The following is a 14,694-nucleotide window of genomic DNA, read 5'->3' on the forward strand; positions in this document are numbered from 1 at the left end:
CGACAAGCGCTGCCCGGGATCATCCAGGAGTCCCGCCGACCCGGAATGACGCTCGACATCATTCCATCGGCGCCAGACCCCTCCCCCTACCCCCTCCCGCAAGGGGAGGGGGAGGATAGAAGGCATGGCCGATCCAAATGGGCGAATTCCGAAAATGGTCATGCTCCGGCGGCCGGCAGGGTCGGATAGCGGGCGATGTCGAGGCTGGCGGCCTGGGCGGTCGCGGCCAGGCTGCGCCAGACCTCGTCGCTCAGGGGCACGCCGCCGGCGATGCGCTCGGCGCGGCGGCGCGCCTCGGGCTCGCCGGGCAGCAGCACCTCGCCGCCGGCCTCCGCCGGGCGGCAGGCCTTGAAATAGTCGATGTAGCGCGTGGTCTCGGCCGCCAGATCCTCGACCGAGCCGAACTGGCCAGGCGCCATGTAGATCGACAGCATGCCGTTGCAGAACCGGCGCGGCCCCGGCCCGGCGCAGCCCGACCCGGTCAGGGCGCCGGCCACCAGCTCGCAGATCAGGGCCAGGCCCGACCCCTTGTGCTCGCCGAAGGCGCGGATGGCGCCGAGGCCGTTCTGGGCGTTGCGCGCCTTGCCGGCGACCGGCGGGCCGTACAGCGTGTCGGGGTTCTGGCTCAGCGTGCCGTCCGGCTCGATCAGTGCGCCCTCGGGCAGGGGCTTGCCGCCATTGGCCGCCACCAGCACCTTGCCCTCGGCCACCAGCGAGGTGGCGAAGTCCAGCACCACCGGCGCCCGGCCGGGCACCAGGAAGCCGGCGGCGAAGGGGGCGGTGGAGAAGCGCCGCTCGACCCCGCCGAAGGGCGCCACCAGCTCGCTGCCGGCGACATTGACGAAGTGCAGCGAGCACAGGCCGGCCTGCGCCGCCATCTCCGCCCATTCGCCGATGCGGCCGAGATGGCCGGCATGGCGCAGCCCGACCACGGCGACGCCGCCCGTGAGCGCCTTGGCGATGCCGAGCTGCACCGCCTGCGGCCCGACCGTCTGGCCGAAGCCGTAGCCGCCATCGACCAGGGCGAAGGCGGGGGTGTCGGTGACGATCTCGGCGGTGACGTCGCGCCGCACCTCGTCGGCGGCGAGCATGGCGACATAGCGCGGCACGCGGATGACGCCGTGGCTGTCATGCCCGGTCAGGTTGGCGGCGACGAGATAGCGGGCGATGCGCTCGCTCTCGGCGGCGCTGCAGCCCTGGGCGGCGAAGATGTCCCCGACCAGCTGGGTCAGGGTGTCGTGGCGGATCAGCATCGTGGGTCCCATCGGTTCATTTGATGCCTGTCGTCGCGATGCCTTCGATCAGCCGGCGCTGAAACACGAAGAACAGGACGAACAGGGGGACCAGCGACAGCAGCGACATCGCCAGCATCGGGCCCCAGGCCGAGACGCCGGTCGAGGCCATGAACAGCCGCAGCCCCTGCGGCACCGTATAGGAGGCCATGTCGGTCAGGTAGACCAGCGGCGTCAGGAAATCCTCATAGGTCCAGATGAAGGAGAACACCGCGGTGGTGACCAGGGCCGGGGTCAGCAGCGGCAGGATGATCGAGCGGTAGATCCGGAACGGCCCGGCGCCGTCGATCGCCGCGGCCTCGTCCAGCTCGCGCGGGATGCCGCGGATGAACTGCACCATCAGGAAGACGAAGAAGGCGTCGGCCGCCAGGAACTTCGGCACCACCAGCGGCAGGATCGTGTTCACCCAGCCCAGGCTGTGGAACAGGATGTATTGCGGGATCAGCGTCGCGTGCAGCGGCAGCATGATGGTGGCCAGCATCAGCGCGAACAGGGTGCGCTTGAACCGGAAGTTCAGCCGGGCGAAGGCGTAGGCGACCAGGCTGCAGGCCATGACGTTGCCGATCACGGCCAGGGCCGAGATCAGGAAGGAGTTGCCGAAGAACACGCTGAAGGGCAGGGCGGCGCCGCGCCAGCCATCGGCGTAGTTCTGCAGCCGCAGCTTCGAGGGCCACAGCCCGGGGTCGGAGAAGATCAGGGTCGACGGCTTGACCGAGCTGCTGGCCAGCCACAGCAGCGGGTAGATCATCACCACGGCGCCGGCGATCAGCGCCAGGTGGATCAGGATCCGCTTCGGCCGGACATCGGCCATCCAGAAGGGCAGGGGCTGGGAGCCGGCGCGCATGCGGCCGCTGTCCTGCGCCGGGGCCGTCATCGCCCGTCCCCGTAATGCACCCAGAAGCGGGCCGACAGGAAGGCCACGGCGGTGGCCGTGGCGATGATGCCGACCAGGATCCAGGCCATGGCCGAGGCGTAGCCCATCTGGAAGTTGGTGAAGCCCTGCTCGTAGAGATAGAGGGTGTAGAACAGCGTCGAATCCGCCGGCCCGCCGGTGCCGTTGCTGATGATGAAGGACGGGGTGAAGGCCTGGAACGCGCCGATCATCTGCATCACGAAGTTGAAGAAGATGATCGGCGTCAGCAGCGGCAGGGTGATGCGCAGGAACTTGGTGACCGGCCCGGCGCCGTCGACCGCGGCGGCGTCGTACAGGTCCTGCGGGATCTGCTTCAGCCCGGCCAGGAAGATGATCATCGGCGACCCGAACTGCCACACCGCCAGGCTGACCAGGGTGTAGAGGGCGGTGTCCGGGTTCGAGATCCAGCTCGGCCCGTCGATGCCGAACCACAGCAGCACGTGGTTGATCAGCCCGTCATAGCTGAAGATCTGCCGCCACATGATGGCGACGGCGACGCTGCCGCCCAGCAGCGAGGGCAGGTAGTACAGGCCGCGATAGATTCCGAGGAACGCGATGCCGCGGTTCAGCATCACCGCCACGGCCAGGGCGAAGGCCAGCTTCAGCGGCACCGACAGGAACACGTAGCTGAAGGTGACCTTGACCGCCTGGAGGTAGCGCGGGTCCTCGAACAGCAGCCGCTGGTAATTGTGCAGCCCGGCCCAGACCGGCGGGTTGAACAGGTCGTAGCTGGTGAAGGACAGGTACAGCGACGCCAGGATCGGCCCCAGCGTCAGGCACAGGGCGCCGACGATCCACGGCGCCAGGAACAGGAAGGCGGCGCCGTTCTGCTCCGCCGTGCTGCCGACGCCCCGCCTCCTCACAGCCGGGCCTTCGCTTCGCCGATGAACTGGTCGGCGGCCTCCTGCGGCTTCATCTTGCCGAACGCCACCGCCTCGTTGGCCCGGCGCAGCATGTTCGACATCCCGGTCACGCCTGGATAGCGCGGCGCCGCCGGGTTCTGCTGCAAGAGGTCGATATAGGCGATGATCTTGCGGTCGGAGTCGGTGCCCTCCTTCGCCAGCGCCGCCCGGCCGGCCCTGGACGCCGGCACCACGCCGCTGCCGCGGTAGTACAGCTCGACGCCGGCCGGGTCGAAATGCATGAAGCGGATGATGTCGATGATCCGGTCCTTGTGCGGCGACTTGATCCACAGCCCGGTGGAGTTGCCGGCATAGGTGTAGTGGTGCTGGGCCAGCGTGCCGCCCTGGAAGCCGTTCGGCAGCATGTGCAGCGCCAGCGGGTCCTCGGTCAGCGCCTGCAGCCCGGCGAAGTTGTCGGTCAGCGACGGGAACATCGCGGTGCGGCCGGAGATCAGGCCGGTCAGGGCCGGGTCGTCGCCGGTCGCCAGCGCCTGCACCTCGCCGGGCGGGACGCCGCCGGCATCGCGCAGCCGGCCCCAATAGGCGAACCATTCGGCCATGTCCTCGCGGGCGAAGCCGAATTGCCGCTCCGGCGTGAACATCGACTTGCCCCGGCCGCGCAGGAAGACGTCGCAGGGGATGTAGTTCGCCCCCGCATCCTCCAGCCCCCAGAAGCGCGGGCCCTTGGCCTTGGTGATCGCGACCGCGGTCTCGGCCATCTGCTCCCAGGTCCACATCTGGTCGGGCAGGGGGACGCCGGTCTCCTCGAACACCGACGGCTTCAGCGTGATCGCCGGGGCGATGCAGTCGTTCGGGATGGCGTAGAGCTGGCCGCCCAGCGTGCCGGCCTTGATCGCCCCGTCGACATAGTCCGACAGGTCGAGCGGCTTCGGGATGTAGCCGTTCAGCGGCGCCAGCACGCCGCGCCGGGCGTATTCGCCCAGCAGGTCGACATTGACGCTGAACATGTCGGGGGCGTTGCCGCCCGCGGCCTCGGTCGCCAGCTTGTCGGTGAAGGCGCCGAAACTGGTGAATTCCGGGACGATCTCGACCCCCGGATTGCGGTCGCTATAGGCCTTCAGTGTCGCCAGCGTCTGCTTCAGCTGCTCCTGCGACTCGACATAGCCGCCGAAGCGGATGCGGGCCGTGGCCTGGGCGAAGGCGCGAGGTGTGAGGCCGGCAAGGGCCAGTCCTCCCATCAGCCCGGCCCCGTGCCGCAGCGCGTCGCGTCGATTGAGTGTCCTGGACATGTCGGGTCCTCCCCCATGGGCGGTGGTGCGCTTGCCGCGCCCTTCACCATGACCGGCTGATTGGTGCTCGGTTGGTGCAACGTAACACCAACATCGCCGAACGAGTCAACACAGAGGATTTTCGCAGCTCCTGCCTGCTTTCTTGATCGGCCATTTGACAGCGACGCCGAGCCGGCGCTATTCGTGATAAAACGTTGTACTGACGGATGGACCGGGGGATCGTGGCGAGCATTCTAGACGTGGCGCGGGCAGCGAACGTCTCGGCCAGCACGGTGTCGAACGTGCTGAACGGCCGGCATGGGCGCATGCAGGCCGAGACCAAGGCGCGGGTGCTGCGGGCGATCGAGCAGCTCGGCTACACCCCGAACGCGCTGGCCCAGCAGTTCAAATCCGGCCGCAACCGCACCATCGGGCTGATCGTGCCGTCGGTCGCCAACCCGTTCTGGGGCGCGCTGGCGCACAAGGTCGAGCGCGCGGCCACCGCGCTGGGCTACAAGGTGCTGTTCTGCAACGCCGAGCGCGACCCGCAGCTCGAGGCCCGCTATGCCGAGACGCTGCTGTCCTCCGGCGTGCGCGGGGTGATCTTCAGCTCGTCGCCGCTGTCCTTCGACCACATCGCCCATCTGACCCGCCGCGGCCTGGTGGTCGCCGCCTTCGACCGCAGGGGCCACGGGGCGGAGGATGTGGTGGCCTGCAGCGTCAGCGTCGACAACGAGCTCGGCGCCCGGCTGGCCGGCCAGCACCTGGTCGGCCTCGGCCACCGCCGCATCGGCTTCCTGTCGGGCCCGATCAGGACCTCCAGCCGCGTCGGCCGGCTCGACGGGCTGCGGGCGGCGATGGCCAAGGCGGGGCTGACGCTCGACCCGGACCTGGTCTGGCAGGGCGCCGGCATCGGCGGCTACGGCGACACCGAGGGGCCGGAGCTCGGCCGCATCGGCATCCGCGAGCTGCTCAGCCGCGACGCCCCGCCGACCGCCGTGGTCGCGGTGAACGACATGTACGCGATGGGCGCCTACGCCGGCGCTCGCGACCTCGGTGCCGCGATCCCCGGCGACATCTCGATCGTCGGCTTCGACGACATCGACCTGGCCGCCGTGGTGCATCCGGCGCTGACCACGGTGCGCCAGCCCCTGGCGCCGATGGCGGAGGCCGCGGTCGGGGCATTGATCCGGGTGCTCGAGGGCACCGATGAGGGGCAGGAGGCGCATGTCAGCGCCATGCCCCAGCTGATCGTGCGGGCCTCGACGGCACCGCCGTCGCACGGCTCGCAGCCGAAACAAGGAGTGTGACGATGGCGGGTGTGCTTTCCGGCCGGACGATCCTGGTCGCCGGCGCCAGCAGCGGCATGGGCCGGGCGACGGCGCTGGCCGCCGCGGGGGAGGGAGGCTCGTTGCTCCTCCTCGGCCGCGACCGGGCGCGGCTGGATGCGGTGGCGGCCGAAGTGCGGGAGATCGCGCCGGACCGGCCGGCGGTGGCGATCGCTGTGGACGCCGCCGATGCGGCGGCGCTGGACGCGGCGCTGGCGCCGCATGCCGGGGCGATCGACATCGTGGTCAACTCGGTCGGCAACAACATCGCCCGCCGGGCCTTCGGCGAGCTGACGCCGGACAGCTGGGCCGGCATGGTCGACGCCAACCTCACCGTCGCCTTCAACCTGACCCGCGCCGTGCTGCCCGGCATGCGCGGCCGCGGCCAGGGCCTCATCATCCACATCGCCTCGGTCGCCGCGCGCAAGCCCGACCGCTCCGGCGCCGCCTACCAGGCGACCAAGGCCGGGGTGATGGCGCTGTCGCATGCGGTGATGGAGGAGGAGCGCGAGAACGGCCTGCGCCTGACCGTGATCCTGCCCGGCATGACCGACACGCCGCTGCTCGACAAGCGGCCGGTGCCGGTGCCGGCGGAGGCGCGCCGGGCGGCGTTGCAGCCGGAGGATGTCGCCGCCGCCTGCCTGTTCGTCATGGCGCTGCCGCCGCGCGCCCATGTCGCCGAGATCATGCTGCAGCCGAGCCGGAGCTGACCGGCCCCCATCAGAGGACGTGAAGATGTCGACAGGATCCAAGCCGGTGGTGACGCTGCTGCTGACGCCGGAGATGCGGGCGCAGATGATCCCGCCCGCGGCGGAGGAGGCGCTGGCCGCCGCCGCCACGGTGCGGGCGCCGGGGCCGGGGCCGGGCGAGCTGACCGCGGAGACCCTTCCCCGGCTGCTCGACGGCGCCGTCGCGGCGCTGACCGGCTGGGGCACGCCGCCGATCGGCGACGAGGTGCTGGCGGCCCGGCCGGGGCTGGTTCTGGTCGCCCATTCCGCCGGCAGCGTCCGCCGCCTGGTGCCTGCCACGGCGATCGAGAGCGGCCGCCTCCAGGTCTCCCACGCCGCGGTCAACATCGCGGAATCGGTGGCCGAGTTCGTGATCGCCCAGACCCTGTCGATCCTGCGCGAGCCGCACAAGCACGATGCCGGGATGAAGGCCGGCGAAGGCTGGCTCGACCTGCGCCAGCGCCATCTCGGCCGGCTCTTGGGCGCGCAGACGGTCGGCATCGTCGGCGCCGGCTATGTCGGCCGGCTGGTGATCGGGCTGTTCCGGGCCTTCGGCTGCCGCCTGCTGGTCTCCGACCCGTATCTGACGGCGGAGAAGGCGGCCGAGCTCGGGGTCGAGCGCGCCAGCCTCGACGCGCTGCTGGCCGGCTGCGACATCGTCTCGCTGCACGCCCCGGCGCTGGCGGAGACGCGGCACATGATCGACGCGGCCCAGCTGGCGCGGCTGCGCGACGGCTGCCTGTTCATCAACACCGCCCGCCCGTCGCTGGTCGACGAGGCGGCGCTGCTCGCCGCGCTGCGCACCGGCCGCTTCACCGCCGCGCTCGACGTCTTCGACCAGGAGCCGCTGCCGGCCGACAGCCCGTTCCGGACCCTGCCGAACGTCGTGCTGTCGCCGCACGCCGCCGGCCACAGCGCGGATTCGCACAAGCGCCAGGGCGCGACCACGGTCGACGAGATCCGCCGCTTCCTGGCCGGCGAACCCCTGCGCCACCGGGTGACGCCGGCGATGCTCGCCACGATGGCTTGAGAGAGGAACCCAATCATGAGCTTCCAGGACAAGGTCGTGCTCGTCACCGGCGGCGCCTCGGGCATCGGCGCCGCCGCCACCCGCGCCTTCGCCAAGGAAGGCGCCAGGGTCGCCTTCACTTACGCCACCAGCCGCGACGAGGCGGCGGCGCTGTCGGCCGAACTGGGCGCCAAGGCCCTGGCGCTGCCGGCCGACCTGACCCGGCCGGAGGCGGTGACCGAAATCTTCGCCCGCACCGAGCGCGAGTTCGGGCCGCTCGACGTGCTGTTCGCCAATGCCGGCGGCCTGCTGCAGCGCAGCCGCTGCGTCGACACGTCCCTGGAGCTGTGGAGCCGAGCGATCGCGGTCAACCTGACCAGCACCTTCCTGTGCTGCCAGGCGGCGCTGCGGTCGATGGAGCCGCGCCGCAGCGGCGCCATCGTCACCATGGCGTCGCTGGCCGCCTTCGACGGCGGCGGCCCCGGCGCCTCGCATTACGCCGCCACCAAGGGGGCGGTCGCCACCTTCACCCGCAGCCTGGCCAAGGAGGTCGGGCCGCTCGGCATCCGGGTGAACGGCGTCGCGCCGGGGCTGATCGGCACCCGCTTCCACGACGTCTTCAACACGCCGCAGGGCCGCGCCGCGGTGGTCGAGCGCACGCCGTTGCGCCGCGAGGGCACGCCCGAGGACGTGGCCGAGGCGGTGCTCTATCTGGCCTCGGACCGCGCCTCCTTCCTGGCCGGCGAGATCATCCAGATCAACGGCGGCAACGGCTTCTGACGGTCCCGGCGGGGTTCGCCCCGCCTACGACCTAGGACCAAGGCCGATGCTTCTTGCTTGACCCGGCGACTCCCGCGGCGTTCAATTCCACACTTGCCGCCGAGACAAGGATGTCGCCGATGCGCACGGTCCTGGTCGCTGACGATCACCCGATGTTCCGTGAGGCACTCGTCGGCACCCTGAAATCGCTCGACGATCAGGTCGACGTGCTCGAGAGCGGCACCTTCGGCGAGGCGGTGGAGCGCATCGCCTCGGTGATGGACATCGACCTGATCCTGCTCGACCTCCGCATGCCGGGGATGAACGGGGTCAAGGGCGTGCGCTCGCTGCGCACCCGCCGGCCGGACGTGCCGGTGGCGGTGATCTCGGCCCTGGCCGACAGCTTCGTGATGCGCGAATGCTTCGACGCCGGCGCCGTCGGCTACATCCCGAAGTCGCTGTCGCGCGACGCCATCGTCTCCGCCATCTCCACCATCCTCGACGGCGGCAGCTTCACCCCGTCGGAAGGGCTCGACGTGATCGGGCCGGGCGAGCTGGAGGAGGACGAGCCGCTGGACGAGGCGGTGCGCTGCCGGTTCGAACTCTTGACCAACCAGCAGCGCAAGGTGCTGGAGCTGATGGCCGAGGGCCTGCTGAACAAGCAGATCGCCTACGCCATCGACGTCCAGATCACCACCGTCAAGGCGCATGTCTCCAGCCTGCTGCAGAAGCTCGGCGTCTCCAGCCGCACCCAGGCGGTGATCCTGTTCCAGAAGTATCGCCGCGCTCTCTGAGGCCAGGCTTGGTCCGGGCGCATGGCCTATCCGGGACGAAGGCTTCCCTTCGCCGTTCAGCATGGCCGACCCGGCGAGGCTCCGCCGCCCCGTGTCGTCCGTCTCTCGGACAACCGTATCATCCTCGGCGGCGCCGCTGCGTCCGGGGTGCCCTCGGAGATCCCGTTTTCCGGCGAGGGGCCGGCCTGGGAAAACGAGGATCTGTTCGCGACGATGGCGGCGTTGAATGCGCAGGGCCTACCGTTCCAGTATCAGCCCAAGGAATGGGATGCCCCGGATGCCCTGATGGCCTGGTGGCAGGAGACGGGCAGGCTCACCGTCAGCTTCAGGGCGATGTCCTGGCTGGCGCCGGACCGATGGCTGATCACCACGATCGAGCCGCCGGTCATCGGCGTGTTCGGCTGGACGGGCCCGAAGCCGTTCGGCCATTGAGCCGGACCCGCCCGCAGCCTACCGAAGCCTTACACGCTGATTGCCCTGTGCTCGACGTAATGTCCGATCCCTTCGGCGCCGAACTCGCGGCCGAGGCGCCTGGTGGCCCTGGACAAAGGATACTCATAGGGCGCAGCCGGGATGAATCTTTCGTAAGTGATAAGGATTAAATTCCTCAATTTGAGACTCCCGGCGGCGCGAATCGGTAGGGCAGGGCTCTGTTTGGGTCATAGGTTTAATTTCTTGTAAACCTCGGAGTCGGCAACGTTCAGTTACAAATCTCGTCTGCGTGGTTGCATTCGGAATTGATATGACAAATGTCTGCAATCATTTGGCGCAATCTTCTCGAAATTCAGAGTATAATTGTTGCGAGGTTGATCGTGCTGTCGAAATCCGGAGCCCACGAGCATCCCGTCATCATTCCCGTCATTGACGCGATCGCACAGGCAGCGATCGCGCGGGGTGCCGATCGAAGGCCGGGCCAAGCCTCGGGCTCAACCGGGGCGGAAGGCGGCCCGGCTCCGCTGCGGCTGGCCGGGACCGTCCCGTCCGATGGTCCGGCCGAGCACGGCGACGAGTCCGCCGGCCGGCCCGCGACCGAGCCGATGGCCGACCCCCGGTCCGCGGCGGAGCGGGGGGAGGGCAATGCGGTTTCTTGGACGGTCGACATCGTCCTGGCCTATCTCGCCCGCAATTCGGTGGACAGTCAGGCGCTGCCGAAGCTGATCGCCGATCTGCACGGTGTGCTGGAGCAGATCTCGACGTCCGACAGGGGGCCGGAGCGGCCGCCGGAGACCGGTCGCCGTCCCGCGGTCCCCGTCGGCCTGTCGGTCATGCCCGACTACATCATCTGCCTGGAGGACGGCCGGCGGTTCCGGTCGATGAAGCGGTACATCAAGGCGGCGTACAACCTGACGCCGGACGAATACCGCGACCGCTGGGGGCTGCCGGCGAGCTATCCGATGACCGCGCCCGGCTATACCGAGATGTGCTCGGCCCGCGCCAAGGCCCGGAAGCTGGGGCGGCGCCCTGCCAGGTGACGGCTCACCGCCGCGCCGATGCAATGAGCGCGCGCAGCCGGGCCGGCTTGATCGGCTTGGTCAGCAGGCTGACCCCGGATAGCGCCTGCACCATCGACTGCACCTCCGGGCTGCGGTCGGCGGTGATCACCGCGGCCGGGATCTCCTCGTCCAGGGCGTGGCGCAAGGCGATGATCAGCTCGGTGCCGCGTTGCCCGGCGTCGAGGTGGTAGTCGGCCAGGACGATGTCCGGCCGGAAGCCCTCCTCCGCCCCGATCCGCGCCTCCGCCCCGGCCCGGCCGGCCGCGGCGGCGACCCGGCAGCCCCAGCTGCGCAGCAGCCGGGTCATGCCGTCCAGGATGGCGGGATCGTTGTCGACCACCCGCACCCGCACCCGATCGACCGCGCCCGGCATCACGGCCGCCGCGACCGGCCGCGGCGGCGCGCAGAGCTGCGCCGGGTCGGTCAGCGGCAGCACCACCGAGAAGGCCGAGCCGCGGCCGACGGTCGAGCGCACCTTGATCTCGGTGCCGAGCAGCCGGCTGATCCGGCGCACGATCGACAGGCCCAGGCCATAGCCCTTCTGCCCGGCCTCGGCCTTGCCCTCCGGCCCGTCCAGCCGGCGGAACTCCTCGAAGATCTCGTCCAGCCGCTCCTGCGGGATGCCGATGCCGGTGTCGATCACCTGCAGCTCGACCTTGCCGCCGCGGCGGCGGGCGCCGAACAGGATCCGCCCGGCAGGGGTATAGCGCACGGCGTTGGTCAGGAAGTTCTGCAGCAGGCGGCGCAGCAGCTGCGGGTCGGAGCAGACGGTCAGCGAGCAGGGCAGCAGGGTGAAGCCCAGCCCCTTGCGCTGGGCCAGCGGCGCGATCTCGTCGTGCAGCGCCTCCATCAGCGGCGGCAGCGCCACGCTCTGCAGGTTGGCGCCGACCCGGCCGGCGTCGAGCTTGGAGATGTCGAGCAGGATGTTCAGCAGCTCCTCGACGTTCTCCAGCGCATGGTCGATCTTGCCCAGCAGGGCCTCGCCCTCGGCCGGCAGGGTGGTATCCTCCAGCGTGGCGACGAACAGCCGGGCGGCGTTCAGCGGTTGCAGCAGGTCGTGGCTGGCATCGGCCAGGAATTTGGTCTTGCTGACATTGGCCCGCTCCGCCTCGGTCTTGGCGACGCGCAGCTCGCGGGCGATGCGGCGGCGCTTCTCCACCTCCGCCGACAGCGCCTCGTTCAGCCGGGACAGGGTGGCGGTTCGCTCATGCACCCGCCGCTCCAGCTCCTCGTTGGCCGCCTCCAGGATGCGCTCGGCCCGCCGGCGCTCGGTGATGTCCTGGATCAGGGTGAAGAAGCCGACCACCTCGTCGCGATGGCTGCGGTGCGGCACATAGGTGGCGAAGCCGAACCGGGTCTCGTCGCCGGCCCCCGGCAGCGGCAGGTCGAAGGTGACGGTGGCGCCGGCCAGCGCCCGCTCGATGAAGGGCTGGCGTGGACGGTATTCGGCCTCGCCCAGCACGGCGCGCAGCGTCTGGCCCAGGATCGGCGTGCCGTTCGGCGCATAGGCGGCGCGGTAGGCGCGGTTGACGAAGCGGTAGCGCTGGTCGCGGTCGACATAGGAGATCATGGTCGGCACCGCATTGGCGAACAGCCGGATCCGCTGCTCGCTGTCCAAGAGGGCCTCCTCGGCCATCTTGCGCTCGGTGATCTCGACATAGGAGGTGACGAAGCCGCCATCCGGCATCGGGTCGCCCTTGACCTCGAACCAGCGGCCGTTCAGCGCCACCTCGGCCGGCGGGCCCGAACCTCGGGTTACGCCGCGGGCCGAGCCGGGGCCGATCGGCGCGGCGGTGCCCAGCGCCGGGGCGCCGCGGGCGTCGTTGAACTCCTGGAACCGGCGGTAGGAGGCGCCGGCGCGGCGCAGCTCGGCCGGCAGCTCCAGCAGCTCGCCGTAGCGCCGGTTGGCGGTCACCAGATGCTGGTCGCGGTCGAACACGGCGACGCCGATCGACATGCTCTCCAGCGTCGCCTGCAGATGGGCCGAGCGCTCGGCCAGCGCCTTCTCGCGCTCCTGCCGCTCGGCGTCCTTGACGTCGGTGATGTCGGTGTAGATCGAGGCGATGCCGCCCTCGGTCGACCGCCGGTCGTTGACCTGGACCCAGCGCCCGTCGGCCAGGGCATAGACCCAGCGCTGGGCGCCGCCGTCGCGGGTCGAGGCCCGCTGCAGCCGGCGCTCGGCCATCCAGGCCTCCGGCGTCATCCCGTCCGACTGGATGATGCCGGCGTCGAGGCCGAGATGGATCAGCGCGCCGAGCGACAGGCCGGGCCGGATGCTGTCGGTCAGCCGCGGCCAGAAGTCGAGGAAGCGGCGGTTGAACAGCACCAGCCGGTCGTCCGGGTCGAAGATGGCGAAGCCTTCGGAGATGCTGTCGATCGCGTCCTGCAGCCGGTTCTGCGCCGTGCGGCTGGTGACGATCGCCTCGCTGAGCTCGAGGTTCGACTGCTCGACCGCCTTCAGCGCGTGCTCCAGCTCGCGCGTCCGGTCGCGCACCTTCTGGTCCAGGAGGATTGCGGTCTGGAACAGCTGATAGGCGTTGCCCTGCATGTCGAGGCTGTGCTCGACCCGCTGCATCAGGGCCCGGTTGATCTCCGACAGCTTGGCGATGTGGCGCCGCAGCTCGGCCTCCTGGCCGACCTCCGTCCGATCCTGCTGCGCGACCTCCCGCCCCATGGCTCAGCCCGGCCCGAAGGCGATCCCGGTGAAGGTCTGGCTGACATGCATCATGCCGAACTGCTCGCCATAGGTGTTGAAGCCGACGACATTGTTCTGGGCCATGATCTTCGAGGCCTCGGTCAGCATCTGGCGCTGTTCCATCTCGACATAGCGCAGCACGCAGTCGAAGCCGATCACGGCGTCGATGCTGCCCAATTCCGCGCGCAACTCGTCGAACAGCGAGGACAGATTCGCGACCAGATCGCCGCTCTTTGCGACGCTCAGGATGATTCCCTCGTCGATGGCGCAGAAGAAATGCAGGCAGCCGGCCTCGTCGACCCGCTGGATGGCGCGGACATAGTGGCGGCCGCCGGCCTTGACCACCAGCGGGTGCGAGGCGAAGACCAGCGGCGTCAGCTCGGCCGGCTCCAGCCCGATCAGCCGGGCGTATTCCTCGGCCGCCGGTTCGGCGTTGATCTCCATCACCACCCGCCGCGCCGGGTCGGCCCGGGTCACCACCATCTTCTGGTCCAGCGCCTGGAAATGCTGCCGCTCGAACACCCGGAACGCCAGGTCGGTCGACACCAGCACCAGCAGTGAAGCGCTCGACAGCACCTTGCCGTCGAGGAAGATCGCGGTCTCGCGGAACGCCAGGTTGTCCCCGGCCGAGCCGCCGACCAGCGGGATCTCGCCGAGGGCATCGCCCAGCGCGCTGACGATGATCTCCTCATGCATCGACAGCCCGTCATTGATCAGCAGCGCGAAGCTGCGCGACGGGTCGAAGCGGTGCTGGTAGTGGGCCTCATGCTCGGCCAGCAGCGTCTTGGCGACGGCGGCGCCGTCGGCGATCTCGAAGCTCATCGGCTCGATCAGCAGGACCGAGGTCGCGAAATGCTCGGCGGACAGGCTCAGGCCGGTGATGGTGCCCTGGCGGTAGCCGGCCGGGGTGATTTCGCCGGCGGTGGTGCAGCCCAGCACCCGCACCTGTGGCGCGCGCCGGCCGATCTCGGCCAGCACCGCCGGCAGGTCGTAGGTGGGCGAGCAGAACAGCAGGACCATCTCCATCCGGTCCTGGGCGATCGCCGCCAGCAGTTCCTCGACCGCGTCCTCCGTCGACGCCTTCATGCTCATTCCCCGACGGATGCCGCTTGGGCTGACGACGGCCGTCCTCTCCTTGGCTTCGCTGGCTTGGGACATCACTTCCTCCCGAGAAGCTTATCGGGCCCCTCTGGCGGGGACCACTGATCCAAGGTCCAATTATTGGGCCGGTTCTCGCTTGTGCCAAAGTCCTATTCCGGCCGGTGTTTCTTTGCCGGTACCGTTTTCCCGAGGTTCCGGCGCCGGTTCGAACGGCCGTGGCGCGACCCGGGCACGCGTCCGCACGGACGGCGCGACAGACATGGAGGAAGCCGATGAAGACGCGTGCCGCCGTAGCCGTGGCTGCTGGTAAGCCTCTGGAGATCATGGAGGTGGACCTGGAGGGTCCGAAGTTCGGCGAGGTGCTGGTCGAGATCAAGGCGACCGGGATCTGCCACACCGACGAGTTCACGCTGTCGGGGGCGGATCCGGAAGGGCTGTTCCCGTCGATCCT

13 protein-coding genes and 1 pseudogene are annotated in these 14,694 nt (G+C 69.9%); 8 read left to right on the forward strand and 6 right to left on the reverse strand.

The window, feature by feature from the left end:
- Window positions 1-158: 158 nt before the first annotated feature.
- From ACTOWL_RS36090 to ACTOWL_RS36105, 4 genes are read right to left on the reverse strand one after another with little or no spacing between them, the layout of a single operon-like run.
- On the reverse strand, window positions 159-1,265 hold the full coding sequence (locus ACTOWL_RS36090) for an Ldh family oxidoreductase (RefSeq protein ID WP_441326141.1): 1,107 nt from the start codon (window positions 1,263-1,265) through the stop codon (window positions 159-161).
- Between the two features lie 4 nt (window positions 1,266-1,269).
- On the reverse strand, window positions 1,270-2,166 hold the full coding sequence (locus tag ACTOWL_RS36095) for a carbohydrate ABC transporter permease (protein WP_441326142.1): 897 nt from the start codon (window positions 2,164-2,166) through the stop codon (window positions 1,270-1,272).
- The gene (locus ACTOWL_RS36100; RefSeq protein WP_441326143.1) at window positions 2,163-3,068 is read right to left on the reverse strand and encodes a carbohydrate ABC transporter permease; all 906 of its coding nucleotides are present in this window, start codon (window positions 3,066-3,068) and stop codon (window positions 2,163-2,165) included. Before ACTOWL_RS36100 ends, ACTOWL_RS36095 begins: the two co-directional genes overlap by 4 nt.
- Window positions 3,065-4,357, reverse strand: coding sequence for an ABC transporter substrate-binding protein (locus ACTOWL_RS36105; protein WP_441326144.1), 1,293 nt, complete (start codon window positions 4,355-4,357; stop codon window positions 3,065-3,067). Before ACTOWL_RS36105 ends, ACTOWL_RS36100 begins: the two co-directional genes overlap by 4 nt.
- 221 nt (window positions 4,358-4,578) lie before the next feature.
- On the opposite strand from ACTOWL_RS36105, the gene ACTOWL_RS36110 reads away from it, so the two are divergent.
- The 7 genes from ACTOWL_RS36110 to ACTOWL_RS36140 all read left to right on the forward strand — a co-directional run bounded on the left by ACTOWL_RS36110 (window position 4,579) and on the right by ACTOWL_RS36140 (window position 10,426).
- Entirely contained in the window at window positions 4,579-5,646 is a 1,068-nt protein-coding gene (locus ACTOWL_RS36110; protein ID WP_441326145.1) for a LacI family DNA-binding transcriptional regulator, read from the forward strand.
- Window positions 5,647-5,648: 2 nt separating this feature from the next.
- Window positions 5,649-6,374 (forward strand): SDR family oxidoreductase, encoded by a 726-nt coding sequence (locus ACTOWL_RS36115; protein WP_441326146.1) that lies wholly within the window; start codon window positions 5,649-5,651, stop codon window positions 6,372-6,374.
- 25 nt (window positions 6,375-6,399) lie between these two features.
- Complete coding sequence (locus ACTOWL_RS36120) at window positions 6,400-7,422, forward strand: hydroxyacid dehydrogenase (protein WP_441326147.1); 1,023 nt, start codon at window positions 6,400-6,402, stop codon at window positions 7,420-7,422.
- A gap of 15 nt (window positions 7,423-7,437) precedes the next feature.
- Window positions 7,438-8,181: an SDR family NAD(P)-dependent oxidoreductase gene (locus ACTOWL_RS36125; RefSeq protein WP_441326148.1), complete on the forward strand. Its 744-nt coding sequence runs from the start codon at window positions 7,438-7,440 to the stop codon at window positions 8,179-8,181.
- A 119-nt stretch (window positions 8,182-8,300) separates the two neighbouring features.
- Window positions 8,301-8,954: a response regulator transcription factor gene (locus tag ACTOWL_RS36130; RefSeq protein ID WP_441326149.1), complete on the forward strand. Its 654-nt coding sequence runs from the start codon at window positions 8,301-8,303 to the stop codon at window positions 8,952-8,954.
- A 21-nt stretch (window positions 8,955-8,975) separates the two neighbouring features.
- Window positions 8,976-9,386: a hypothetical protein gene (locus ACTOWL_RS36135; protein WP_441326150.1), complete on the forward strand. Its 411-nt coding sequence runs from the start codon at window positions 8,976-8,978 to the stop codon at window positions 9,384-9,386.
- Window positions 9,387-9,703: 317 nt separating this feature from the next.
- Window positions 9,704-10,426, forward strand: a complete 723-nt coding sequence (locus ACTOWL_RS36140; protein ID WP_441326151.1) for a MucR family transcriptional regulator — start codon at window positions 9,704-9,706, stop codon at window positions 10,424-10,426.
- A gap of 4 nt (window positions 10,427-10,430) precedes the next feature.
- On the opposite strand, the gene ACTOWL_RS36145 is transcribed toward ACTOWL_RS36140, so the two are convergent.
- On the reverse strand, window positions 10,431-13,121 hold the full coding sequence (locus ACTOWL_RS36145; protein ID WP_441326152.1) for a NahK/ErcS family hybrid sensor histidine kinase/response regulator: 2,691 nt from the start codon (window positions 13,119-13,121) through the stop codon (window positions 10,431-10,433).
- A gap of 3 nt (window positions 13,122-13,124) precedes the next feature.
- Complete coding sequence (locus tag ACTOWL_RS36150; RefSeq protein ID WP_441326153.1) at window positions 13,125-14,228, reverse strand: FIST N-terminal domain-containing protein; 1,104 nt, start codon at window positions 14,226-14,228, stop codon at window positions 13,125-13,127.
- 287 nt (window positions 14,229-14,515) lie between these two features.
- On the opposite strand from ACTOWL_RS36150, the pseudogene ACTOWL_RS36155 reads away from it, so the two are divergent.
- A pseudogene (locus ACTOWL_RS36155) lies at window positions 14,516-14,694 on the forward strand (S-(hydroxymethyl)glutathione dehydrogenase); the annotation flags it as partial.

This window comes from Inquilinus sp. CA228, from assembly GCF_052078665.1.
In the GTDB taxonomy this organism is placed as follows: Bacteria; Pseudomonadota; Alphaproteobacteria; order DSM-16000; family Inquilinaceae; genus Inquilinus.

Coding starts and splice junctions, on each gene's coding strand:
- ACTOWL_RS36105 (WP_441326144.1), bottom strand. CDS start 4,357: ATGTCCAGGACACTCAATCGACGCGACGCGCTGCGGCACGGGGCCGGG.
- ACTOWL_RS36140 (WP_441326151.1), top strand. CDS start 9,704: ATGTCTGCAATCATTTGGCGCAATCTTCTCGAAATTCAGAGTATAATT.
- ACTOWL_RS36120 (WP_441326147.1), top strand. CDS start 6,400: ATGTCGACAGGATCCAAGCCGGTGGTGACGCTGCTGCTGACGCCGGAG.
- ACTOWL_RS36125 (WP_441326148.1), top strand. CDS start 7,438: ATGAGCTTCCAGGACAAGGTCGTGCTCGTCACCGGCGGCGCCTCGGGC.
- ACTOWL_RS36145 (WP_441326152.1), bottom strand. CDS start 13,121: ATGGGGCGGGAGGTCGCGCAGCAGGATCGGACGGAGGTCGGCCAGGAG.
- ACTOWL_RS36090 (WP_441326141.1), bottom strand. CDS start 1,265: ATGGGACCCACGATGCTGATCCGCCACGACACCCTGACCCAGCTGGTC.
- ACTOWL_RS36135 (WP_441326150.1), top strand. CDS start 8,976: ATGGCCTATCCGGGACGAAGGCTTCCCTTCGCCGTTCAGCATGGCCGA.
- ACTOWL_RS36150 (WP_441326153.1), bottom strand. CDS start 14,228: ATGAAGGCGTCGACGGAGGACGCGGTCGAGGAACTGCTGGCGGCGATC.
- ACTOWL_RS36115 (WP_441326146.1), top strand. CDS start 5,649: ATGGCGGGTGTGCTTTCCGGCCGGACGATCCTGGTCGCCGGCGCCAGC.
- ACTOWL_RS36130 (WP_441326149.1), top strand. CDS start 8,301: ATGCGCACGGTCCTGGTCGCTGACGATCACCCGATGTTCCGTGAGGCA.
- ACTOWL_RS36095 (WP_441326142.1), bottom strand. CDS start 2,166: ATGACGGCCCCGGCGCAGGACAGCGGCCGCATGCGCGCCGGCTCCCAG.